At 75.6% G+C, this 22,308-nt stretch carries 18 protein-coding genes; 4 read left to right on the top strand and 14 right to left on the bottom strand.

The features are described from left to right. The 5 genes from SCA03_RS11935 to SCA03_RS11915 all read right to left on the bottom strand — a co-directional run bounded on the left by SCA03_RS11935 (position 1) and on the right by SCA03_RS11915 (position 8,301). The gene (locus tag SCA03_RS11935) at positions 1-1,494 is read right to left on the bottom strand and encodes an amino acid permease (protein WP_030884743.1); all 1,494 of its coding nucleotides are present in this window, start codon (positions 1,492-1,494) and stop codon (positions 1-3) included. A 275-nt stretch (positions 1,495-1,769) separates the two neighbouring features. After that, positions 1,770-3,323: an acyl-CoA synthetase gene (locus tag SCA03_RS11930; RefSeq protein WP_086815314.1), complete on the bottom strand. Its 1,554-nt coding sequence runs from the start codon at positions 3,321-3,323 to the stop codon at positions 1,770-1,772. 34 nt (positions 3,324-3,357) lie between these two features. Then, positions 3,358-4,455, bottom strand: a complete 1,098-nt coding sequence (locus SCA03_RS11925) for an NAD(P)H-dependent flavin oxidoreductase (protein WP_086815313.1) — start codon at positions 4,453-4,455, stop codon at positions 3,358-3,360. Positions 4,456-4,565: 110 nt separating this feature from the next. Continuing rightward, entirely contained in the window at positions 4,566-6,998 is a 2,433-nt protein-coding gene (locus SCA03_RS11920) for a serine/threonine-protein kinase (protein WP_141275363.1), read from the bottom strand. Between the two features lie 112 nt (positions 6,999-7,110). Next, positions 7,111-8,301 carry an acyl-CoA dehydrogenase family protein gene (locus tag SCA03_RS11915; RefSeq protein ID WP_086814624.1) on the bottom strand — a complete coding sequence of 397 codons (1,191 nt, stop codon included), beginning with the start codon at positions 8,299-8,301 and terminating at the stop codon, positions 7,111-7,113. Positions 8,302-8,494: 193 nt separating this feature from the next. On the opposite strand from SCA03_RS11915, the gene SCA03_RS11910 reads away from it, so the two are divergent. Further along, entirely contained in the window at positions 8,495-8,830 is a 336-nt protein-coding gene (locus SCA03_RS11910) for a DUF952 domain-containing protein (RefSeq protein WP_141275362.1), read from the top strand. 73 nt (positions 8,831-8,903) lie between these two features. On the opposite strand, the gene SCA03_RS11905 is transcribed toward SCA03_RS11910, so the two are convergent. Genes SCA03_RS11905 through SCA03_RS11895 form a run of 3 tightly spaced genes read right to left on the bottom strand, consistent with a single transcriptional unit; the run spans position 8,904 to position 11,332 of the window. Beyond that, complete coding sequence (locus SCA03_RS11905; protein ID WP_371863917.1) at positions 8,904-9,662, bottom strand: polysaccharide deacetylase family protein; 759 nt, start codon at positions 9,660-9,662, stop codon at positions 8,904-8,906. Beyond that, positions 9,656-10,531 (bottom strand): DMT family transporter, encoded by an 876-nt coding sequence (locus SCA03_RS11900; protein WP_030884733.1) that lies wholly within the window; start codon positions 10,529-10,531, stop codon positions 9,656-9,658. Before SCA03_RS11900 ends, SCA03_RS11905 begins: the two co-directional genes overlap by 7 nt. A gap of 9 nt (positions 10,532-10,540) precedes the next feature. Next, the gene (locus SCA03_RS11895; protein WP_230988603.1) at positions 10,541-11,332 is read right to left on the bottom strand and encodes an SDR family NAD(P)-dependent oxidoreductase; all 792 of its coding nucleotides are present in this window, start codon (positions 11,330-11,332) and stop codon (positions 10,541-10,543) included. A 357-nt stretch (positions 11,333-11,689) separates the two neighbouring features. Between SCA03_RS11895 and SCA03_RS11890 the strand changes: the two genes are divergently transcribed. Beyond that, positions 11,690-12,805: an MGDG synthase family glycosyltransferase gene (locus SCA03_RS11890; protein ID WP_086817846.1), complete on the top strand. Its 1,116-nt coding sequence runs from the start codon at positions 11,690-11,692 to the stop codon at positions 12,803-12,805. A gap of 234 nt (positions 12,806-13,039) precedes the next feature. On the opposite strand, the gene SCA03_RS11885 is transcribed toward SCA03_RS11890, so the two are convergent. Beyond that, positions 13,040-15,667 carry an ABC transporter permease gene (locus SCA03_RS11885; protein WP_230988602.1) on the bottom strand — a complete coding sequence of 876 codons (2,628 nt, stop codon included), beginning with the start codon at positions 15,665-15,667 and terminating at the stop codon, positions 13,040-13,042. 317 nt (positions 15,668-15,984) lie between these two features. Between SCA03_RS11885 and SCA03_RS11880 the strand changes: the two genes are divergently transcribed. Further along, positions 15,985-16,629 (top strand): LuxR C-terminal-related transcriptional regulator, encoded by a 645-nt coding sequence (locus SCA03_RS11880; protein ID WP_086817847.1) that lies wholly within the window; start codon positions 15,985-15,987, stop codon positions 16,627-16,629. Between the two features lie 362 nt (positions 16,630-16,991). On the opposite strand, the gene SCA03_RS11875 is transcribed toward SCA03_RS11880, so the two are convergent. Further along, positions 16,992-17,441: a hypothetical protein gene (locus tag SCA03_RS11875; protein ID WP_030884715.1), complete on the bottom strand. Its 450-nt coding sequence runs from the start codon at positions 17,439-17,441 to the stop codon at positions 16,992-16,994. Between the two features lie 389 nt (positions 17,442-17,830). Between SCA03_RS11875 and SCA03_RS11870 the strand changes: the two genes are divergently transcribed. Beyond that, complete coding sequence (locus SCA03_RS11870; protein WP_086817848.1) at positions 17,831-18,871, top strand: GNAT family N-acetyltransferase; 1,041 nt, start codon at positions 17,831-17,833, stop codon at positions 18,869-18,871. An 81-nt stretch (positions 18,872-18,952) separates the two neighbouring features. Here the strand turns inward: SCA03_RS11870 and SCA03_RS11865 are convergent, their stop codons facing one another. The 4 genes from SCA03_RS11865 to SCA03_RS11850 form a co-directional block, all read right to left on the bottom strand. Further along, entirely contained in the window at positions 18,953-19,156 is a 204-nt protein-coding gene (locus SCA03_RS11865) for a DUF5133 domain-containing protein (protein WP_078874806.1), read from the bottom strand. A gap of 165 nt (positions 19,157-19,321) precedes the next feature. Then, entirely contained in the window at positions 19,322-19,651 is a 330-nt protein-coding gene (locus SCA03_RS11860) for a hypothetical protein (RefSeq protein ID WP_030884706.1), read from the bottom strand. A 138-nt stretch (positions 19,652-19,789) separates the two neighbouring features. After that, complete coding sequence (locus SCA03_RS11855; protein ID WP_086817849.1) at positions 19,790-20,824, bottom strand: polysaccharide pyruvyl transferase family protein; 1,035 nt, start codon at positions 20,822-20,824, stop codon at positions 19,790-19,792. Between the two features lie 82 nt (positions 20,825-20,906). Then, positions 20,907-22,004: a glycosyltransferase family 9 protein gene (locus SCA03_RS11850; protein ID WP_230988601.1), complete on the bottom strand. Its 1,098-nt coding sequence runs from the start codon at positions 22,002-22,004 to the stop codon at positions 20,907-20,909. Between the last annotated feature and the right edge of the window lie 304 nt (positions 22,005-22,308).

The following is a 22,308-nucleotide window of genomic DNA, read 5'->3' as shown; positions in this document are numbered from 1 at the left end:
TCACCGGCTGTCCGCGCCGCCGTCCCCGGAGCTCTTGTCGGAGGTGTCCTCCGACTCGCCGCCGAGCGGCGCCGCGGCCGCCGGCTGCTTGGCCAACGCCGAACGCCGGTAGGAGTAGGCGAAGTAGACCACCAGGCCGATGGCGAACCAGACGGCGAAGCGCAGCCAGGTCTGCCAGGCCAGGTACGTCGTCAGCCACAGCGAGAAGATGACACCCAGCGCCGGCACCACGGGCATGCCGGGCGCGCGGAACTTGCGCGGCAGGTCCGGGCGCCGGTAGCGCAGCACGATGACCGCTATGCACACGACGACGAAGGCGAGCAGGATGCCGATGTTGGTCATCTCGGCCGCCTCCTCGATCGGCAGGAAGCCCGCGATCACCGCGGAGCCGATGCCGACGATCCAGGTCACCCGGGTGGGCACGTGCCGCACCGGGTGGGTCTTGGCGAACCACTTGGGCAGCAGCCCGTCCCGGCTCATGGCGAACCACACCCGGGTCACGCCGAGCATGAAGGTGAACATCACGGTGAGGATGCCGATGATGGCGCCGACCGCGATGATGTCCGCGACCCCGCTGAGGCCCACGGCCTTGAACGCCGTGGAGAAGCCGCTGTCGGGGTCGATGTCCTTGTAGTTCTGCATACCGGTCAGCACCAGGCAGACCAGGACGTACAGCACCATCGAGATGACGAGCGAGTAGATGATCGCCTTCGGCATGTGCTTCTGGGCGTCCTTTGACTCCTCGGCCGCCGTGCTCATCGCGTCGTAGCCGAAGACGGCGAAGAAGACCGTCGCCGCACCGGTGAACGCGCCCGAGACGCCGAACGGGAAGAACGGCTGGTAGTTGCCCGTCTTGATGTGGAAGACGCCGACCCCGATGACGAGCAGCACGACGGCGACCTTCAGGACGACGACGAACAGCTCGAAGCGGGCGGCGCTCTTGATGCCGCGGGTCAGCGCGTAGGCGATCAGCAGACACAGCAGCGCGGCGAACAGGTCCACCCGGTGCCCGTCGCCCGTGCCCGGCGCACCGAGCATCCAGTGCGGCAGCTCGACGCCGATCTCCTCCATCAGGAAGGAGAAATAGCCGGAGATGCCGATGGCGACCACCGCGACGATCGCCGTGTACTCCAGCAGCAGGTCCCAGCCGATGAACCAGCCGCCGATCTCGCCCAGCACGGCGTAGCCGTAGGTGTAGGCCGAGCCCGCCTTCGGGATCAGCCCGGCGAACTCGGCGTACGACAGCGCGGCGCACGCGCTGGCGAGGCCGGCGATGAGGAAGGAGATGAGCACCGCCGGGCCCGCCTTGCCGCTCGCCACGGTCCCGGCGAGGCTGAAGACGCCGGCACCGATGATGCCGCCGACACCGATCGCGGTCAGATGGCGCAGCCCGAGCGTGCGTTGCAGCTGCTCTCCCGACCCTCCCTCCGTCTCCTCGATCTGTTCGATGGGTTTGCGGCGCAGCACGCCCTCGGCGCTCCACAGGCCGGCCATGGATCCTCATTCCTGCCGTTGTTGCTGAGAGAGGTGAGGCGTGTGGGCACACCTCACCGGTCGCTCATCATGGCCCCGGCAAGAAGGTGGGGAAAGTGTTCCGAGGTCTCCATTCGGCATCGGCCGCACCGCGGGGCCCACCGGTACGCGCAGGTCAGAGCGGGCACACAACGGGCTCACGGCAGCGGCGCGGCAGGCGCGCCGCCGCCCGGAGGCGGGCCCGGAGCGGTGTACCGCGGGCTCACCGCGGGGGGCGCGGCGGGTTCACGGCGGGCTCACGAAGGGTCCTGTGCGGACTCCCAGTACGGGTCGCGCAGCCTGCGGCGGTACAGCTTGCCGTTCGGGTCGCGGGGCAGCGTGGCGTGGAAGTCCACGGATTTGGGCCGCTTGTAGCCCGCCAGCCGGGCCGCGCAGTGCTCCAGCAGGTCCTCGGCCAGCTTCGGCCCGGGCTCCGCTCCCGGCGCGGGTTCGACGGCGGCCTTGACCTCCTCGCCCCAGTCCTCGTGCGGGATCCCGAAGGCGGCCGCGTCGGCGACGGCGGGGTGCTCCAGGAGCGCCGCCTCCACCTCGGCCGGATAGATGTTGACCCCGCCCGAGATGATCATGTCGCTCTTGCGGTCCCGGAGGAACAGCCAACCCTCGTCGTCGAGATGGCCGACATCGCCGACGGTGAAGAAGTCGCCGACGCGGCTCTCCCGGGTCTTCGTCTCGTCCTTGTGGTAGACGAAACCACCGGTCCGCATCTTCATGTAGACGATCCCCGGCTCGCCCGGCGGCAGCCGGTTGCCCTCGTCGTCCAGGACGGCCAGTTCGCTGATGGGCCAGGGCCTGCCGACCGTGCCCGGCTTGCGCAGCCAGTCCTGCGCCGTCGCGAAGGCACCGCCGCCCTCGCTGGCCGCGTAGTACTCCTCGACGCAGTGCCCCCACCAGTCGATCATCGCCCGCTTCACATGCTCCGGGCAGGGCGCCGCCCCGTGGATCGCGTGCCGCATCGAGGAGACGTCGTAGGAGGCGCGGACCTCCTCGGGCAGCGCCAGCAGGCGGTGGAACTGCGTCGGCACCATGTGCGTGTGCGTACAGCCGTACCGGTCGATGAGGCGCAGCATCTCCTCCGGGTCCCACTTGTCCATCATGACGAGCCGGTGGCCCAGGTGCAGCGAAGCGCCGGCGAACTGGAGCACCGCGGTGTGGTAGAGCGGCGAACACACCAGATGCACATTGCCGTCGAACGGGCGGATGCCGAAGATGCCCAGGAATCCGCCCAGATGGCTCTCCTCCGGCGGCACCCCCGGCAGCGGACGGCGCACTCCGCGCGGGCGGCCCGTCGTCCCCGAGGTGTAGTTCATCACCCAGCCGACCGTCCGGTCCCGAGGCGGTGTCCCCGGCTGCCCCTCCACCAGCCGCGCGTACGGGCGGAAGCCGGGGATCTCCCCCACGGCGTACCGGTGTGCCGCGGGAACGCCCGCCTCGTCCGCTGCGGCACCGGCCCGTTCGCCGTAACGGGCGTGCGCGAGCAGGGCCTTGGCGCCGCTGTCCGCCAGGATCCAGGCCATCTCGGGCGCCATCAGATGGTGGTTGACCGGCACCATGTACAGGCCCGCCTGGGTGGCCGCCAGATACGCGGCGAAGAACTCGGGTCCGTTGGGGAGTATCACCGCGAAGGCGTCGCCCTCGCCCAGGCCCGCGGCGCGCAGGGCGTGGGTGATGCGGTTGCACTCCTCGTGCAGGTGGGTCATGGTCCACTCGGTGCCGTCCGGGGCGATCAGGGCGATACGTCCCGGGTCCTTCTGTGCCTGGGCCCAGAAGCCGTTCGGCTCTTCCTCGGCCATCTCACTCCTCCCTCCCGGCCTGCACGCCCGGGGGTCAGCCGGCTGTTCGGTTGAGTCGGGTCAGGGCGGACTCGAAGCCGCGGGTGAGGTCGTCGACGACGGCCTGCACGGACCGTTCGGAGTCCATGGCCCCGACGATCTGCCCCACCGGGGTGCCCAGCAGCGGCTCCACCTCGAACCGCTGGATCCGCGCGTTGGCCTCGGCCACCAGCAGCCCCTGGAGCGGCATGGGCAGCGTGCCGGGCGACTCGTCCGCCTCCCACGCGTCCGTCCACGCGGTCCGCAGCTGCCGCGCCGGCTTCCCGGTCAGCGCCCGCGAGCGGACGGTGTCGCCGGATCCGGCGGCCAGCAGTTTGCGGGTGAGGGCCCGGGACTGGAGCCGGGCCTCGGTGGTGGTGAGCCAGAGGGAGCCGAGCCAGGCGCCCTGGGCGCCCAACGCGAGGGCGGCGGCGATCTGTTCACCGCTGCCGATGCCGCCGGCGGCGAGGACGGGCAGCGGATCGACGGCCCGGACCACCTCGGGGGTGAGCACCATGGTCGCGATCTCCCCGGTGTGCCCGCCGGCCTCGTATCCCTGGGCGACGACGATGTCGATGCCCGCCTCCTGGTGCCGCTGCGCGTGCCGTGCGCTGCCGGCCAGCGCGGCGACGGGGATGCCGTGCCGGTGGGCCCGTTCGACGACGTCGGGCGGTGGCGGGCCCAGCGCGTTGGCCAGCAGCTTGACGGGGTGTTCGAAGGCGACGTCGAGCTGGCCGCGCGCCACCTCCTCCATCCAGCCGGTGATGCGCCAGCCGCCGCTCTCCCCCTCGGGCAGTTCGGGGACGCCGTGTTTCTCCAGGGTCTCGCGCACATAGGCGCGGTGGCCCTCCGGGATCATCGCCTCGACATCGGCCTCGGTGACGCCGTCGACCTTCTTGGCGGGCATCACCACATCGAGCCCGTAGGGCAGCGAGTCGGTGTGCTCGTCGAGCCAGTCCAGATCGCGGGCGAGTTCGTCGCGCGACCCGTAGCGCACCGCGCCGAGCACCCCGAAGCCGCCGGCCCGGGTCAGCGCCGCGGCGACGGCGGGGAAGGGCGTGAAGCCGAAGATCGCGTGCTGTATCCCGAGCTTCCTGCTCAGCTCCGTCTGCATGGGCGCAGGATGCCGCAGCGGGGACACGGAGGGAAGACATTGTCTGACGCCGCGTCAGAAACACGGTCTGCGGGCCGAGTTGCCCCCGTGCGCCCGTCCGGCGGGGGGCCTCAGCCGGTCCCCGGCCGGCGCGGGGCCGCCATCTCCCGGTAGACCTCGGCGGCCTCGCCGGAGCGGCCGAGCTGCTCCAGGCAGTGCGCCTGGTCGTACCGGCTGGCGAGGGTGTCCGGATCCGCCGGCCCGAGCACGCGTTCGCGGACGGCGGCCACGTGCCGGTACACCTCCAGCGCCTCGGCCCAGCGGCCCAGCCAGCCCAGTGCCACCGCCGTCTCCCGGCGGCTGACGAGCGTGTCGGGATGGTCCGGGCCGAGCACCCGCTCCCGCACCGCGCACACCTCGCGGGCCTGGGCGAGCGCCTCCGTCCAGCGGCCCAGCCGGCCCAGGTTGACGCCGAGCCCGTGCAGGGCGCGCAGCGTCTCCGGGTCGGAGGGGCCCTGCGCCCGGGCCCGGTCCAGCGCCAGCCCCCGGTACAGCTCCAGGGCCTCGGCCGCACGCCCCAGCCGGCCCAGGCAGACCCCGGACTCGTAGCGCGCGGCGAGCGTGTCGGGGTGGCCGGGCCCCAGCACCCGCGCCCGGGCGGCCTCGACCGCGCGGTAGGTCTCCAGCGCCTCCGCCCAGCGGCCCAGCCGGCCGAGCGCGTACCCCACCTCGTACCGGGTGACGAGCGTGTCGGGATGCTCGGGGCCCAGCACCCGGGCGCGGGCGGCGGCCACCTGCCGGGTGAGCGCGCAGGAGTCGTCGAGCCGGCCGAGCCTGCTGAGGTTGAAGGCGAGGTTGTGCCGGCAGCGCAGGGTGTCGGGGTGCTCGGCGCCCATGGTGCGCTCACGTGCCGCGAGGACGGCGGTGTAGAGGCCGTGCGCCTCCTCGTACCGTCCCAACCGGCCCAGCACATAGGCGGTTTCCTGGCGGGCGGCGAGCGTGTCGGGGTGGTCGGGCCCCAGGCGCTCCTCCCGGCGGGCGGCGACCTGCTGGTACTCCTCCAGGGCCTCCTCGTGCCGGCCGAGCCGGGAGAGCCCGAAGCCGGTCTCGTAGCGGCTGGTCAGCGTCTCGGGGTGGCTCGCGCCGAGCGCACGCTCCCGTTCGGCCGCGACGGCGCGGTGCACCTCGACGGCCTCCTCCCAGCGCCCGAGCCGGCCCAGACCGACCCCCGCGTTGTGACGGCTGCCCAGCACGGCGAGCACCTCACGACGCGGCACCGCGCCCCGTGCGCCCTCCCCGCCCGCCGCCGGGGCCCCGGCGGCGGGCGACGGGAGCGCGGGCGCCGGAGAGGGCGCCGGATCCGCGGGGATCGCGGGGTGGGACGGGTGCGAAGGATCCGACGGGGACGGCGGGGACGGCGGTGCGGCCCAAGCGCTGTGCGGCGCCGGGGTGTTCGGCGCCGGCCGGGACTGCCCCGTGAGGGGGCCGTGGTGCCCGGTCCACGGCCCGGTCAGCACGCTGTGTGCGGCACCGGCGCCCCGCGCCCCGCCGGCCGGCACCGGCCACGAGCCGCTCGCCCGCATCCCGCCTCCCATACCGCGGGTCCACGACGGGGACCACAGCGGCCCGGCCCCCGGCGCGGCCCCGTCACCGCTGCCGCGCTGCGCCGGCACCACGGGCCCGAGCCCGGTGAGCGGCCCGGCCCCGGCGGCCCGCAGCCGGGCCTCGGCCAGCCGGGCCGCCAACTCGGCGGCGCTGTCCGGGCGTTCGTCCGGGTCCTTGGCCAGCAGCGCGAGGATCGCGTCCTGGAGCGGGCCGGGCAGCTCGGCCCGGTGCTCGCGGGGCGGGGCCGGCGCCGTGTCACGGTGTCCGACCAGCACCGTCCAGGCGTCGTCGCCCTCGAACGGCGGGGCGCCGGTGGCGATCTCGTAGAGCACGCAGCCGAAGGAGTACAGATCGCTGCGGTGGTCCACGGCCGCGCCGGCGATCTGCTCCGGCGACATGTAGTGCGGTGTGCCCATGGCGACGCCGGTGCCGGTGAGCTTGGCGGTGAAGTCGATGTCGTGCGCGAGCCGTGCGATGCCGAAGTCGCAGATCTTCACGGCACCGTCCTCGGTGCGCATCACGTTCGCCGGTTTCAGATCGCGGTGGACGATGCCCTGGTCGTGGGTGTGGGCCAGAGCCGCGGTGACCTGCTCGGCGATGTCGACGACTTCCGGCACCGGCAGCGGATGCTGTTTGTTGTCCTCCAGCAGCTGGCTGAGGTTGCGCCCCTCCAGCAACTCCATGACGAGGAACAGCAGTCCGTCGTGCTCGCCGAAATCGTGCACCACCGTCACCCCGCGGTGCTGGAGCGAGGCCGCGACCCGCGCCTCGCGCCGGAACCGCTCACGCAGGGCGCGCACGAACGTCCGGTCTCCCCGCGTGGCCAGTGGTTTGAGACATTTTACCGCGACCCGCCGGCCCAGCGACTCGTCGCGTGCCCGCCACACCTCCCCCATCCCCCCGCGCCCGATCCGGTCGAGCAGTCGGTACCGGCCCTGGATCAGCGTGCTCTCCGCCATAGCGCGCGCCCGCCCCCGTTGTTGCCGAATTCCCTCCCCTGTCTGCCCAGTATGGCTGCCTCGTTCCTGCGTGTGTATGCCGGTCGAGGGCGGCGTATACGCGTTTGACCGGTCAGCGTCGTACGCGCGGCATGCCCAGGCCGATCCAGGAGATGATCTCGCGCTGGATCTCGTTGTTGCCGCCGCCGAAGGTGAAGATGACCGCGCTGCGGTAGCCGCGCTCCAGCTCGCCGCGCAGCACCGCGCCGGCCGAGCCCTCCTTGAGCGGCCCGGCGGCCGAGACGATCTCCATCAGCCAGGCGTAGACGTCCCGCCGCGCCTCGCTGCCGTAGACCTTGACGGCGGACGCGTCGTGCGGGGTGAGGGTCTCCTTGTCCAGGGCGTCCACCATCTGCCAGTTGAGCAGCTTCATCGCCTCCAGCCGGGTGTGCGCGCGGGCCAGCCGGGTGCGGACCCAGCCCAGGTCGGCGACCCTGCGGCCGTCGCTCAGCCGGGTGCGGCCGGCCCAGTCGCGCACGTCCTCGAAGGCGCGGACGGCCATCGTCCCGTGTGCGGCGAGCGTCACCCGTTCGTGGTTGAGCTGGGTGGTGATCATGCGCCAGCCGCCGTTCTCCGCGCCGACGCGCCGCGAGACGGGGACGCGGACGTTCTCGTAGTAGCTGGCGGTGGTGTCGTGCCCGGCGAGCGTGGTGATGACCGTGCACGAGTAGCCCGGCGCGTCCGTGGGGACCAGCAGCAGGGAGATGCCCTTGTGCGGCGGTGCGTCGGGGTCGGTGCGCACGGCGAGCCAGACCCAGTCGGCGGTGTCGCCGTTGGTCGTCCAGATCTTCTGGCCGTTGACGAGGTAGTGGCCGTCCTCGCCGTCGCCCTCGCGCACCGCGCGCGTGGTGAGCGAGGCCAGGTCGGTGCCGGCCTCCGGCTCGCTGTAGCCGATGGCGAAGTCCAGTTCGCCGGAGAGGATGCGGGGCAGGAAGTACGCCTTCTGTTCGTCCGTCCCGTACCGCATCAGGGTGGGGCCGACGGTGTTGAGCGCCATCAGCGGCAGGGGTATGCCCGCCTGCGCCGCCTCGTCGAAGAAGATGAACTGCTCGACGGCGGACATCCCCCGCCCGCCGTACTCCTTCGGCCAGCCGACGCCCAGCCAGCCGTCGCCGCCGAGGCGGCGGATCGTCTCGCGGTAGAACCGCTTGTGTTCACGCGCGCCGGCCGGGCCGGCCTCGGCGGGCGGCGCGGCGAACTCCGCGAAGTACTCCCGCAGTTCGTTGCGCAACCGCTGCTGTCCGGTGGTGTATGCGAGGTACACGTCCCCTCCACGGCTCTCGGCGACCGCCGGCCGCTTGGCTGTCCGCCGACGGCGGCGCACACGGTAGAACGTGTTTCACCAAGAGGGAATGGCCGTGCGTCCGCCGGTGTCTCCCGCCCCTCGCGCACCGCGCCCACCGGCCGTTTCCGGCCATCGACCGGTCCAGGCTCGGCCACCGGCTAGCGTCGTACACATGACCGAGATCCTGCACCTCACCGAACGTGCCCACTGGGACGCCGCGTTGGCCTCCGGCAGCTACGAGATGTCCACCCGGGGCCGCACACTGGCCGAGGTCGGCTTCATCCACGGCTCGCTGCGCCGTCAACTGCCGTCCGTGGCCGAGCTGCTGTACGGCGACCACCCGGACCCGGGCGCCCTGGTCGTGCTCGTCATCGACAGCGCACGGGTTCCCGCGCCGATACGGTACGAGGCCCCGGAGCCGGGCGCCGCCGAGCGGTACCCGCACATCTACGGACCGCTGCCCGTCGACGCCGTCGTGGCCACCGAGCCCTGGCGGCGCGCGAGCTGACACCCGGCGGCCCACCGGCCGCCCGCGCCCGGCCCACGCCCCGCAGCGCCCGCACCCGCCCCCGCGCCCCGTCTCACCCGGCGCGCGGCTCCGGCGCCGACTCGCCGGCCAGCCCGTGCTCGGCGAGCGTGCCCACCGTCCAGCCCTGCGCGCGGCAGCGGGAGACCAGTTCGGGAAGGGCGGCCAGGGTGACCCGCCAGGCGCCCGGTGCGCTGGTCCGGTCGCTGTCGTGCAGCAGGACCGTGGCGCCGCCGGTGAGCCGGTGCGCCAGCTCACCGAGGACGCTGCCGGGGTCGGCGGGCGCGGTCCAGTCCCGGCCCCAGGTGGTCCACAGCACCGGGCGCAGCCCCAGCTGCCGGGCGGCGCGCCGCCGCGTGGCGGTGAGTATCCCGTACGGCGGCCGGTACCAGCGCGGGCTGCCGCCGCCCGCGGCACGCACCGCCGCGACCGCGCGCTCCAGCCCCGCCCGGTCGGCGAACGGGCGCGGCAGCCAGGGGCGTTCGTGGCCCCAGCCGTGCACGGCGATCTCGTGCCCCTCCGCGGCCATGCGCCCCACCAGGCCGGAGTGCGCCTCGACGAACGCCCCGAGGACGAAGAACGTGGCACGGACCCGCAGCCGCTCCAGCTCCCGCAGGAAGAGCGGGGTGCTGCGCGCGTCGGGCCCGTCGTCGAAGGTCAGCGCCACATGCCCGGGGGCGCCCCGGCCGTCCAGCGCGGGGCTGAGCACGGCACGCACACCGGGCAGCCAGGTGGCGGCGGGCCCCACGTGCCAGGCCGCGACGGCGGCGCCGGCCGCGAGGGCCGCCGAGGACAACGGAGGTCTTCTCACCACATCTCCTCCCCGTCGTGCCCGGCCACGGCGGGCGTCCTGGCGAGCTTCATGCTGCCCGCGCAGATCAGGCCGAGCGCGGCCGCTTCCGGAAGGACCCACCAGCCCAGCGTCAGCCGCTCGTCGAACAGCAGGGCGCCCAGGACGACGCTGAGGAAGGCGTCGCCGAGGGTGAGCGCCGGCTGGGAGGCCACCAGTGTGCCCGCGTGCAGGGTCAGTTGCAGCAGCAGGAAGCCGACCGCGCCCGCCACGACGACCCCGTACGTCTGCCAGGCCGTCAGCAGCGCCACGAAACCGTCCGTCAGATGCCCGACGGCGTCCTTCATCAGCGCGGCCGTCAGCCCGAACAGCACCGCCGTCGCCGAACCGAGCAGCGCCGCGCGGGCCGCGGACGGCAGCCGGAAGGAGACGACGGTGAGGACGGTCACCAGCGCGGCCACGGCCGGGCACGCGTACAGCCACCGCTCGTCCGGGACGGAGGCGGTGCCGTGCGTCGGGTTCAGCAGCCCCAGCAGCACCGCGAGACCGAGCGCCATCGCGGCGAACGCCCCCCAGGCCCCGGTGCCCGGGTTCCGGCGGAAGGCGAGGCTGCCCAGCATCAGCGTGAACAGCAGCTCCGTCGTCATCACCGGCTGCACCACCGCCAGTGGACCGGTCGCCAGGGCGCCCGCCTGGCACACGCCCGACGCCACCAGCGTCGCCGCGCCCCACAGCCACACCGGCCGGCGCAGCAGCCCCGGCAGCCAGGACAGCCGGCGCCCCGACGGGCCGGGGCCCTCCACGGCGGCGGCCCTGCGCTGGAGCACCGAGGCAGCGGCGTTCCCCAGCGCCGCGAGCAGCGCCAGCACGACCGACACCACCGTCCACAGCACGTGCCGGGCCTACCCGAACCGCTGGGCGAGGCTGCGGAAGAGGCCGGGGGTCGCCCCGTGCATCCGCGCCGGCAGCCCCAGCCAGGACGGGACGTACGCCTCGGCACGGCCCGTGCGCAGCGCCTGGCACACGGCGTCGGCCACCCGGTCCGCGGGCACCGGGCGGGGCCGGGTGCGGTGGTAGGGCGCACCGCGCCGGCCGAAGAACGGGGTGTCGACCGCGCCCGGCATCACCATCGACACCCGCACACCGCTCGGGCCCAGCTCGTAGCGGAGGCTGTCGGCGAAGGCCATCAGACCGCCCTTGGTCGCGGAGTACACGGCCTCGTCGCGCACGCCCACGCTGCCCGCCATCGAACCGATCAGCACCACCCGGCCGCGCCCGCGGTCCACCATGCCGGGCACCACGAGCCGCACCAGGTGCAGGACGGCCGAGAGGTTCACCGCCAGGACGTCGTCGATGTCCTGCGCCCGCATCTGCCGGAACTGCCCGGCCCAGCCGATGCCGGCGCCGGCCACCACGGCGTCCACCCGCCCGGCGCCTTCCTGCGCCTCCTTGACGAGGGCCGAGCGCGCCTCGGGGTCGGTCACATCGGCGGGCAGCGGCATCCCGCCGGTCCGGGCGGCGACCTGGGTGAGCCGCCGCTCGTCGCGGCCGTTCAGCAGCAGTTGCCAGTTGCCGCTCGCGGCGAGCCGCTCGGCCACGGCCGTGCCGATGCCGGAGGACGCGCCCGTGATGAGCGCCACCGGGCGGGTGCGGTGCGCCTGCCCGGGGTGTGGCCTGCCGAACCTGTCGAACACGGACGCCCTCCGGTGGGTGCGGGCCGGGTGCGGCCGGCGCTGTGGCCGGCCGGCCGGGCACGAGGGCCCCGGCATCCCGGTCGAGACGGACGGGACGGGGCACGGCGGCCCCGGATCTCCAGCATGCGGGCATCCGGGCCGCCGCGCCCGCGCTGCACCGGCCGCCCCCGCGCCCCGGATCACCCGTCCGGCCCCGCCCCGGGAGCCGTCGCGGCGGTGCCCGCGCGGGCCGCACGGTGCCGCCGGACCGGGCCGGTGCGGTTGCTCCGGGTGGCGGGCCCTCGTCGCGCCGTGCCGGGTGACCGCGTTCCAGACTGGATCTCCACGAGCCGTTCGCCGTCCACCGGAGGAGCCCGCATGCCGCACCGGTTCCTGCTGCTCAGCGCCGGTATGGGCGAGGGCCACGACGCGGTCGCCCACGAACTCGCGCTGCGGCTGCGGGCCCGCGGGCACATCGTCACCGTCCGCGACGTGCTGACGATGCTGCCCGCCCGTATCGGGCCGGCGCTGCGCGCCTCCTACCGCGCCACCGTCCGGCACGCGCCCGGCCTGTACGGGGCGGTGTACGCCGGCTTCCTCGCCCCCGGTTCCGGGCCCCGGCCGGGCAGCGCCCCGCTCGCCCGGCTGGCGGAGGGCGCGCTGCTGCGCACCGTCGGGCAGTGGCGTCCCGACGCGGTCGTCTCCACCTTCCATCTCGCCGCCCAGCTGACCGGGCGGCTGCGGGCCCGGGGCGCGCTGCGGGTGCCGAGCGCCGTCGTCCTGGTCGACTTCGCGGCCCACCGCGGCTGGCTCCACGCGGGCAACGACGCCCATCTGTGTGTCTCCGCCGCCGGGGCGCGGGCCGTGCAGGCTGCCACGGGACGGCCCGCCGCGGTCACCGGTCCTGTGGTGCCCGAGCGGTTCCGCGCACCCGTGGACGTGGACGGCCGATGGGCCCGGCTGCTGGCGCGGCACACGGACGGCCCCGGCCGCCGTCCCGTGGTCCTGGTGTCCACCGGGGCGTGGGGCGTGGGCAGCGGACTGCTGGAGACTGCACGGCAGTTGGCGGACGGCGGGCTGCTGCCGGTGATGCTGTGCGGCCACGACGAACAGCTCCGGCGCACCGCCGCCCGCCTCCCCGGCCTGCTGCCGCTGGGCTGGGTCGAGGACCTGCCGGGGCTGATGGCGGCGTCCGACGTGCTGCTCGACAACGCGGCCGGGCAGACCGCGGTCCAGGCGCTGGCCGCCGGTCTGCCCGTCGTCGCCCACCGCCCGCTGACCGGGCACGGCGCTCAGGGCGTGCACGAGATGGCCAGGTCCGGCTGCTGCCGGCACGTCGCGGGCCCCGGCGAGCCCACCCGCACGGCACGCGCCCTCGCCGCACCGGGCCCGGCCCGCACCCGCCAGATCGCCGCGGGCCGGGCCGCCTTCCGCTCGGACGCGGCCCTGGCGGTCGAGAACCTGCTGGTACGCGGGACGGCCCGGGTCGGCTGAGCGGGGTCGGCTGAGCGGGACCGGCTGAGCGGGACCGGCTGAGCGGGGTCGGCTGAGCGGGGTCGGCTGAGCGGGCCGTCGGCGAACTGCCCGCGGCCCCGCGCGTTCCGTTGCGGGTGTGCGTGCCGGAGTGTGCGTTCATGCCCGCGCCGACGACCGGAACGGCTCAACACCCCGTGTCGTTACGGGCGTTGGTGCCGCGTCCGCTGTGCCGGTCCCGGGTGGCCGTCGGTGTCAGCGGAGGGCCGAGCCGGGCCGGAGCGGGCCGCGGAGGGTGTGGCCGGCCGGGAGGAGGACCGCTGCGGCGGCCGGCGCCGAGGCGAGGGCGGCGAGTCCCAGGTGGAGCAGGGGCGGGATGTACGGCACGGGGGTGCCGGTCAGTCCGAGCGCGACCGTCGACAGGGGCAGCAGCGGTACGAGCGTGCCGAGCACCACCGCGGCCAGGGCGAGCAGCGCGACCTCGGTGAGCAGCATGCGCCGCACCTGGCGCCGGGTCGCGCCGAGCAGCCGCAGCAGGGCGAACTCGCGGCCGCGCGCCAGGGTGGACATCACCAGGGTGTTGCCGACGGACACGGCGATGTAGCCGAGGACGGGTACGAGCGGCAGGGCGCTGTCCAGGAGCGAGGCGAGGGCCGTGTGTTCCTGTCCGGCCGGCGCGGCGCCGCCCTCCCGGACCTCGGCCCCCGGATACCGGGCCGCGAGCCGCTCCAGCTCCGCGCGGGTGTGCGCCGTGCCGCCGTGGGATGTACCGCCGTGGGATGTGCCGCGTACCAGGACCGAGTCGTACAGCGGTCCTGCCCCGTGCCGCAGGAGGGTGGCGGCCGGCAGCAGCACGTCGCCGAAGCCCGCGCCGCGCCGGTGGACGGCGACGACCCGCGGCCGGGCGCGGGTGCCGTCCGGCAGGTGCAGCCGGGCGCGGTCGCCGGTGTGCACGCCCAGGGTGGCGGCGGCCTGACCGCTCAACACGACGGTGCCCGGCCGCAGCCGCTCCGGGGCGCCGTGCACGGTGCCCGGGTCGAGGAGCCGGCCGAGGGCACCGCGGGTGACGCCCTGCGCCTGGTACGGGAACACCTCGGCGGAATCCAGGAGTTCGCGGGAGCCGAACACCTCGGCCCGTACCGTGCCGGCCACGGCCGTGACGCCCGGCAGCCGTTCGGCCCGGCGGAGCACATCGCGCGGCACACCCGCGCCGGGAACGGTCACCGTCCAGTCGGCGAGGCCGCCCGCCCGTGCCTGTGCGGCGGCCGCCGCCGAGACGGTCGCCGGGATGAACAGCTGGAGCGCGGCGAACCCGAGGGCGAGGACGAGCGGTCCCGCACCGGCCGCCGTACGGCGTGCGTGGTAGCGGCTGTTGGCCAGCGCCAGCAGGCCCGGCGTCCCCAGCAGCCGGCGCAGCGGAAGGCCCGCCACCCGGATCACCCCGCCGACGAGGGACGGCGCCAGGACGAGCACGGAGACGACCATGACCAGGCCGCCGCTCCCGGCGCCCGCGACCGCGAAGACGCTGCCGGAGAAGAGCGGCAGCAGCGAGGCCGCCGCGCCGAGCACGAACAGCAGCAGCCCCCAGCACGTCCGGGCCCGCCCGGTGCCCGGCTCGGGGCTCTCCGCGGTGCCCAGCGCCTCCACCGGCGGCACCGCGGCCGCGCGCCGGGCGACGGCGAACGCGGGCACCTGCGCCGTCAGCACTCCGACGAGGAGCGCGGCGACCATCGGCAACGGCCCGGCGGAGAAGGCGAAGTCGGAGGGCAGCGTCCCGGTCGCCGCGAGGGCGCGGCGCAGCACCTGTGCCGCGGCGATACCCGGTAGCCAGCCGAGCGCGGAGGCCGTCACCGCGAGGATCAGCGCCTCACCCGCGATCAGCCGGTGGATCTGCCGGGGCGTGGCGCCGACGGCCCGCAGCAGCGCCAGCTCCCGGCGGCGCTGCTGGACACCGAGCGCGAGGGTGCCGCCCACCACCAGCATGGTGATCAGCACGACGGTGCCGCCCAACGAACCGGCCAGCTCCCGCAGTTGGTGGCGGGCAGCGGTCACGTCCCGGTGCTCGACCGTGCCGCGCCCACCTCCGGTGTGCACCTCGGCCCGCTCGCCGTCGAGCCGGTCCGCGATCCGCGCGGCCAGCTCGCCGGGCGGCACGCCACGCGCCGCGAGCACGCCGACGGCGTCGAACCGGCCTTCCCGGCCGGACAGCGCCCGGGCCGTGGCGTCCGCGAAGAACACCGGGGGGCTGCGCAGCGTTCCGTCGGATCCGGTGCGGCGTACCGTGCCCACGACCGTGCGCCGCGCCACGTCGTCCGTGGCCGCGATCCGGACGGTGTCGCCGACGCGTACGCCCGCCGCCCGCGCGAGCGACTCCTCGACGACGACCTCGTCCGGCGCCGCGGGGGCCCGCCCGGAGCGCTCGTAGGAACCGAGCGCGGCGGACGCCCAGTTGGCGCCCTCGGACCGGCGGTCCCCGGCGCCGCGCACCCGGTGGCCGTCTCCGTCCACCAGCTCGGCCGGGAACCGTACGGCGCCGACGGCCCGCCGGACTCCCTCGACGCCGTCGACCCGCCGCACCAGACCGGCGGGCACCGGAGCCGGGCCCGTCAGCTGTTCCGTCTTGGTGCTGTCGCCCTCGGTGACGGAGAACGACCGTGGGCCCGCGACGAGCACGTCCGCCGCCGCGTACCGCTGTGCCGGTACCCCGCCGCCGATGCCGGACCGGAGGACGATCCCGAAGGCGGTGAGCAGCACCGAGGCGCCGCACAGCGCGACGAAGGCACCGGCGGACCCGGCCTTGCGCCGCCGCAGCGTCCACAGCGCCAGGGAGAACACCGCTCCCCCGGCGCCCGCACCGGCGCGGTCCGCTGCCGCGCCGCCCACCGACGCCCTCCGCCCGTCCGGTTCGTTGTGCCGTTCCCGCCTGCCGCCTCGCCTCAACTCGCGCCCCCGCCTTCCCGTTCGGCGGCGCACCGGTGTGCGCCTCGTGCGCTGTGCCGGGACGGTAGGGCGGGTGCGCGGGCCAGGGACACGGTGTCCGCTGGAGACCGCGGGGTGCAGTCCGCTGCCGCGTCCGGCCGCGGTGACCGGTGCTACCGTGACCGCGCATCGGGCTTCCGGCGCACGGAACGCCCCTGCCCGGCGGGGTGCCGGACCGGTCCGGACGGACCGCCCCGGCGCGGGCGGACGGAGGGGGTGTCATGCGGGTCCTGCTCGCGGAGGACAACGCGCTCCTGCGCGACGGGCTGGCGCTGCTGCTGGCCGGCGAGGGCCACGAGGTGTGCGCCACCGTCGAGGACGGCGACGGCCTGCTACCCGCGCTCCTCGACCACCGTCCCGACGTGGCCGTCGTCGATGTGCGGCTGCCGCCCGGCTACCGGGACGAGGGGCTGCGCGCCGTGGTCGAGGCCCGCCGGCAGGTGCCGCGGCTGCCGGTGCTGGTGCTCTCGCAGTACGTGGAACGCGCGTACGCCGCCGAACTCCTCGCGCACAGCGCCTTCGGCGTCGGCTATCTGCTCAAGGACCGTGTCGCGCGCACCGATGAGTTCCTCGACGCCCTGGAGCGGGTCGCCGCCGGCGGGACGGCCATGGACCCCGAGGTGATCTCCCAGCTGATGGTGCGCAAGCCGGACGACGATCCGCTGGCCGCGCTGACGCCGCGCGAACGCGAGGTGCTCTCCCTCATGGCGGAGGGGCACAACAACGCGACCATCGCCCGGCTGCTGTTCCTCGTGGAGAGCTCGGTCAACAAGCACATCGGCAACATCTTCAGCAAGCTCGGCATCCCCGCACCGGACAGCGGCCACCGGCGGGTGCTCGCGGTGCTGACCTATCTGCGGTCCTGAACTCCCGGCTCTCCGGCGGCCGATGACGGTGCGGAGAACTGCACTGCGGTTGACGGTGCAGAGAACTGCGCTGCCGTCGATGGTGCAGAGAACTGCACCGGGGGTCCGGCAGCCCGTGCCGATGGCAGGCGCCGTCCCGGTGGCGACGATGGTCACGTCCCGAACGCCTCGACGAGAAGCCCGGGAAAGGGCGAGGAAGGAGGTCGGTCGTGCCGGAGTCGAAGGGGGAGCCCGCGCCGGAGCGCCCGGCGTGGCTGTGGGTGGTCCTGACGGTGCTGGCCGTCGGCGTGGCCGTCAACGTGCTGCTGACCGTGTGACGGGCCACGGACGGGCCCGGGCCGGCCGCCGGAAGGTGCGGCCGGCTACGGCCTGTCCGTGGCGAAGACCGTGCGCAGATGTCTGCCGTTGACGGCGAGGACCACGCCGGCCAGCAGGAGCCCGCAGGCGGCCTGGTCGAGCTTCATCCACAGCGGGAACGAGCCGGGCACGGCGAGGATCACCACGATGGCGACGGTCATCGCCGTGGAGAGGATCCGCAGCCGGCGGAAGGCCGGGCGGGAGCCACGGGCGGCACGGCGGGCGCAGACGAACGTCACGAGGGCGCTGAGCAGCACGGCACACGAGCGGACCCACACGGCGTCGTCGACGAGGGCGGAGTCGTCGCGCAGCACGACGACCGCGGCCAGGGTGAGGGCGCTGAGCAGCAGATAGCCGCCGGTGAGCAGCGCGGTGCGGTGGAGTGCGGCACGGTTGCGGGGCCGGCCGAGCACCTCCTCGGGTACGGGAGCGGGGCGCGGTCTGTGAGCCGTCATGGGTCTCCTTCACGGTGCGGGCGCCCGGGGCGCGGGCCCTGCCGCCGTCGCTGCCCGCCGGACGACCGTTCCAGCGTCCCGCCGCGGGCGGGGCCGGGCCGTCGTCGCGGCGGAGGAAAAACGGGGCGGGGATGTCCCTGAGCCGTCCCGTAGTGGCACCGTCCCGGGGGCCATGGGTACGGCGCGGCGCGGGCCCGAAGCGCCCGCCGGGGAAAAGGAGTTGCCGCTCCGTGCCGTACCGGCTGTACTCGGCCGCCGCGCGCGTCCGCCCGCCGACGGGGCGGCCCGGAAAGGACGGACGTCGCCCTTGCCCGGCACGATCCCCGCGTCCCGGCCCCGGTGCGGACGCGTCCGCGACACGGAACCGGGCGCCGCGGAAGGAGCCTGCGATGTCCCTGTCCGACCACGACCACGACGGCCACGACGACGACCACGACGACGGAGACCACTACGACCGCGACGGCCGCGGGGCGGACGCGGGCCCGGACCGCCTGTGTGTGCGTCCGCTCCGCGGCCCAGAGGAACTGCCCCTCTTCCGGCGACTGCCGGGCCCGCTCGATCACGAGTTGGCGGACGATCTCGCCGCCGGGAGACGGCGGCTGGCGTGGATGTGGCTCGCCCTGCGCGGTGCGCGCCCGGTGGCACGGGCTGCGTGGTGGGGCCTGCCGGGGGACGAACTGCCGCGGGTGCTGGACGTGTTCGACCTCGACGAGGGGCCCGGTGCCGCGGCCCGTCCCGCGCGGGTGGAGACCGGCCACCGGCTGCTGACCGCCGCCTCGTCGGCGCTCTTCCCCGACGGCGGGCGGCCGGAGTTCAGCTGCTTCCTGCCGCGCGACTGGCGCGAGCGGCCGGATGTGCGGCGCGGCGTCGAGGACCGCACGGCGGCGCTGGAGCGGACCGGTGCGCGCCCGCTCGTCGAGCGGCTGCGGCTGGAGTGGCGGCCACCGGCTCCGGTGCCCGCGCCCGAGGGCCGGCTGGTGTTCCGGCCGGTGCGCGACGGTGGCGCGGAGCTGGTGCCGCTGATGACCCGGGTGCTGGAGGGCACGCTGGACGCGCACGACCGGGCCGGCCTGTCCCGGATGCCGGCGCACGAGGTCGCCGCGCGGCACTACCGGGACGAACTCGCGCGGTACACGAGCCCGCGCGGCTGGTGGCGGATCGCGACGCTGCCCGACGGCGAGCCGGCCGGGTTCGTGCTCCCCGCGCGGAACGCCTACAACGCGATCATCGCCTACATCGGCGTGCTGCCCGCCCACCGGGGCCGGGGCCTCGTCGACGCCCTGTTGGCCGAGGGCACGCGGGTGCTCGCCGCCGAGGGCGTGCCGCGCGTCCGCGCGTCGACGGACGTCGGCAACACACCGATGGCCGCCGCCTTCGCCCGGGCCGGGTACCGCGTCTTCGAGCGGCAGCTCACCATGGTCTGGGACTGACCGGCCCGGACCGCGCCGTGGCCGCGGGCCCGCCGTGGCCGGGGCGCGGCCGTGGTCGAGGACGGAGCAGCGGTCGGCGGCTCAGGCGGGCGCGCGGTGTGCGCGGATGTGGGCGCGCGCGGCGGCCAGGGCGTCGTTCACATCCCGGGTGCCGGTGGACACGCACAGCGTGTAGGTCACGTCGGCGAGGTCCCGGCGGCGCTGCTCGTCGCCGTCCCCGGCGTAGTGCCGGAGCGTCTCGTACTGGGCGACGAGCCCGCGCAGGGTGTCGGGATGCATGATCATGAGGTCTCCTCGGGCCCGGAGCTGGGGTGAGCGGCTCCTCTCCACGAAAGCGAAGAGGTCCGCGGCGCGCTACCGGGAGAACGGCGGTGCCGGGCGCCTCCGGCCCGCCGTCCGGGCCGGCCGCCCCGGTTCCCTGTCCGGTCCGGAGTCCGGACCGGCCGGCCGCTACCTGCCCACGGCGCGGGCCAGCTGGTCCTTGGTCATCTTCGAGCGGCCGTCGACGCCCTTCTGCCGCGCCTCGTTGTACAGCTGGTCGCGGGTCGGGCCGCCCGGCCCCGCACGCCTGCCCGAGCGCTGGCCACCGCGCTTCGGCGCCGGCTTGTCCTTGACGGAGGTGCGGCTGGCGCGGCGGGACTCGCCGGACTGCGCCCGCTCCTTGTTGACGGTGCGCGCCGCGATCTCCTTGGCCCGGCCCTCGGGCGCGCCGCGGTCCTCCTGGCCCTTCTTGATGTGCTCGTACTGACGCTCACGCTTGGCGTTCGATCCGGCGGGCATGGTCACTCCATCCGGGCGAGACTGCTGGTTCTCCCTCCCGCAGTCCCTCGCTGCGGCGCCCTGAAACCCCGCACGCCCCACCGGTCTCCTCCGGCACCGCACGCCCGCACGCCCGCACGCCCCCGCACGCCCGCAGGTTCAGGACACCGCTCGGCCGGGGCCGCCGTCGCTCCCGTCCGGGGCCTCGTGCAGGACGGTGTGCAGGACCGTCCGCAGTTCCTCGGCCAGTCCGTCGTCCTGCTGCGGGGGCCGTGCCGGGGCTCCGGGCGGGGTCCGAGCTGCGGTCCGGGTTCCGGTTCCGGTTCGGGTTCGGGTCCGGAAGGCCGCTGCCCGGCTGCGGCCCTCCCCCAGTGCCCAGTCCCACCAGCTTCGCAGCGTGTCCTCGTCCAGCCGTTCGGCGGGGATGACGGCGGGCCAGTCCAGCGCCCGGGCCTGGGCGCCGACCTTCGCTCCGCCGGCCACCGGGTCGACCGCGAGCACCGGGACGCCGCAGCGCAGCGCGAGCACCAGCCCGTGCAGCCGGTTGGTCACCACCAGATCGACGCGGGCGAGCACGGCGTCCAGCTGTTCCGGGGTGGCGCACAGCCGCCAGTCGCGGGTGTCGAGCCGGGTCTCCAGCGGGAGCCGGGCGCAGTCGCGGGACGCGAGCCAGTCCGTCACCCGGCGGATGGTCTCCTCGTGCCGGCGGCGGCCCGTGTACTCGTGCTGGCCGGCGGTGAGGATCGTGGCCACGACGGGCGGCAGTTCGCGCTGCCGTGCGGCCAGCGACAGGTCGGCCCGGGGCGGGGAGCCGGACCCGTCGCGCGGAACGACCCGGTCGAATCCGCGTACGGCCGGGTCCTCCGGGTCGACGACGGACACGCCGACGGCGATACGGCGGCAGCCCGCGAACCGGTCGTGCAGCGCGGCCGGCTGCGGACCGTGCAGCGGTCCGCAGATGAACAGCAGGAGGTCGTACCGCTCGGGCCGTACCGTCTCCAACGAGGGCCCGGCGGGCCGGAATCCGGGGCTCCAGGCGATGTCGTACGGCAGCCCCAGCTCCCGCAGCAGATCCTCAACGCGGCGCAGCGCCAGCACGTCGCCCGCGGTCGCCTCGCCGTCCCGGAAGCTGAACCAGCCGGTCAGCAGCGCCCGTCGGGCGGGGGCGCGCTCGGGGCCGGAGCGTGGGGGCATCGACTCTCCCGTCGTCTCGGCTCGGGGCCGGCCGGATGGGGCGCGCGGAGGGCCTCGCCGCGTCCGGCGGGGCGGGACCGGGTCAGCCGGGCCCGGGTGGCTCGGGGACGGGCGTCGGCACGGGTGCCGGGGCGGGGGCGGCGCCGCCCGGCCCGGGCCGGTGCGTGGGCGGCGGCAGCGCGGCGCAGGCGTCCAGCACGTCGGCGACGGTGAGGCGGAGCAGACGCGCGTCGGGCCGGGTTCCGTGCGGGTCGCCGGGGCGGAGGCCGTCGCCGGGCCCGGGCCGCCACAGCGCGCGGTGCCGGGCGTGCGGCGGCGGCCCCCACAGGGCGGGCGCGACCGGCCCGAACAGGACGACGGACGGCGTTCCGAGGGCCGAGGCGAGGTGGGCGATCCCGGTGTCGCCCACGAGCACGGCGCGGGCCCCGGCCACGAGCGCCGCCAGGTCGTCGAACGGCAGCCCCGCGGGGTCGGCGGGGAGCGCGTCGTCGGGCAGCCCCGCCCGTGCGGCGACGCGGGCGGCGAGCGCCCGCTCGCCCGGCCCGTGGGTGAGCACGACGCGCTCGTGCCGGGCCGTGAGCGCGCGGGCGACCTCGGCGAACCGGTCGGCGGGCCAGCGGCGGGCGGCGGCGTCGGCGCCGGGGTGCACGACGACGGCTCCGGGCGCGGGCGAGGGGCGTACGGGCGCTCGGATACGCAGGTCGCCGGGGTCCGCGGGGATGCCGTGCCGGGCCAACAGGCGGCACCAGCGCACCCGTTCGTGGGTGCGGGCGTGTTCCGGGTCCGGTGCGCCGGTGCCGGGCGGTGCGTCGGGGCCGGGCGCACAGGCGATCAGCCGGGCCGGCGCGAGGGCAGCGAGCGGGGCGCGGCTGAGCGGACCGTCGCCGTGCAGGTCGACGGCCAGCCGGGGCGCGGGCCACGGCCACGGGATGTGCGCGGGCACGTCGCGGCCCGGGCCGCCGAGGTGCAGATGGCGGTCCGCGCAGCCCGTCGCGCGCACGGCGTCGGCGAGCCAGGCCGGGGCGGCGAGGACGAGTTCGTGCCCGGGGTGCGCACGGCGCAGGGCGCGCAGCGCGGGGACGGCGGTGAGCAGATCGCCCAGCCCGAGCGCCCGCAGCACCAGCACCCGCGGCGCCTCCGCCTGCGCCCGCGCTTCCGCCTTCTCGTTCCTCGCGGCCACCGCCCGCCCCCGGGACGCCTCGTGCGCCGGGGGCCCCTGCCGCCCCGCAGCCGCCGTCTGCCCCGACGGCACGCTCCTCCCCGAAGGCCCCACCTCCGCCGACGACGCATCCCCCGCCGGGTGCGGCTCCTGCGCCGAGGGCGCTTCCCCCGCCAAGAACCCCCTCCCCGCCCCTTGTTGCCCCCTCCCGGAAAGCGCCTCGCACGCCGACGGCCCTTCCTCCCCAGACGGCACGTCCCCCGCCCGGGACACCCCGTACACCGACGGCACATCCCCCGCCGACGGCGGCTCCCCCGCCGACGGC

Source organism: Streptomyces cacaoi, assembly GCF_006539165.1.
Classification (GTDB): domain Bacteria; phylum Actinomycetota; class Actinomycetes; order Streptomycetales; family Streptomycetaceae; genus Streptomyces; species Streptomyces cacaoi.
Note: the sequence above shows the minus strand (reverse complement) of the source record. Positions and strands in the feature narration are given on the sequence as shown.

What these genes read in the sequence shown, in the direction of transcription:
- SCA03_RS11935 (WP_030884743.1), bottom strand. Translation starts at nt 1,494, where the DNA reads ATGGCCGGCCTGTGGAGCGCCGAGGGCGTGCTGCGCCGCAAACCCATC.
- SCA03_RS11930 (WP_086815314.1), bottom strand. Translation starts at nt 3,323, where the DNA reads ATGGCCGAGGAAGAGCCGAACGGCTTCTGGGCCCAGGCACAGAAGGAC.
- SCA03_RS11925 (WP_086815313.1), bottom strand. Translation starts at nt 4,455, where the DNA reads ATGCAGACGGAGCTGAGCAGGAAGCTCGGGATACAGCACGCGATCTTC.
- SCA03_RS11920 (WP_141275363.1), bottom strand. Translation starts at nt 6,998, where the DNA reads ATGGCGGAGAGCACGCTGATCCAGGGCCGGTACCGACTGCTCGACCGG.
- SCA03_RS11910 (WP_141275362.1), top strand. Translation starts at nt 8,495, where the DNA reads ATGACCGAGATCCTGCACCTCACCGAACGTGCCCACTGGGACGCCGCG.
- SCA03_RS11890 (WP_086817846.1), top strand. Translation starts at nt 11,690, where the DNA reads ATGCCGCACCGGTTCCTGCTGCTCAGCGCCGGTATGGGCGAGGGCCAC.
- SCA03_RS11880 (WP_086817847.1), top strand. Translation starts at nt 15,985, where the DNA reads ATGCGGGTCCTGCTCGCGGAGGACAACGCGCTCCTGCGCGACGGGCTG.
- SCA03_RS11875 (WP_030884715.1), bottom strand. Translation starts at nt 17,441, where the DNA reads ATGACGGCTCACAGACCGCGCCCCGCTCCCGTACCCGAGGAGGTGCTC.
- SCA03_RS11870 (WP_086817848.1), top strand. Translation starts at nt 17,831, where the DNA reads ATGTCCCTGTCCGACCACGACCACGACGGCCACGACGACGACCACGAC.
- SCA03_RS11865 (WP_078874806.1), bottom strand. Translation starts at nt 19,156, where the DNA reads ATGATCATGCATCCCGACACCCTGCGCGGGCTCGTCGCCCAGTACGAG.
- SCA03_RS11860 (WP_030884706.1), bottom strand. Translation starts at nt 19,651, where the DNA reads ATGCCCGCCGGATCGAACGCCAAGCGTGAGCGTCAGTACGAGCACATC.
- SCA03_RS11855 (WP_086817849.1), bottom strand. Translation starts at nt 20,824, where the DNA reads ATGCCCCCACGCTCCGGCCCCGAGCGCGCCCCCGCCCGACGGGCGCTG.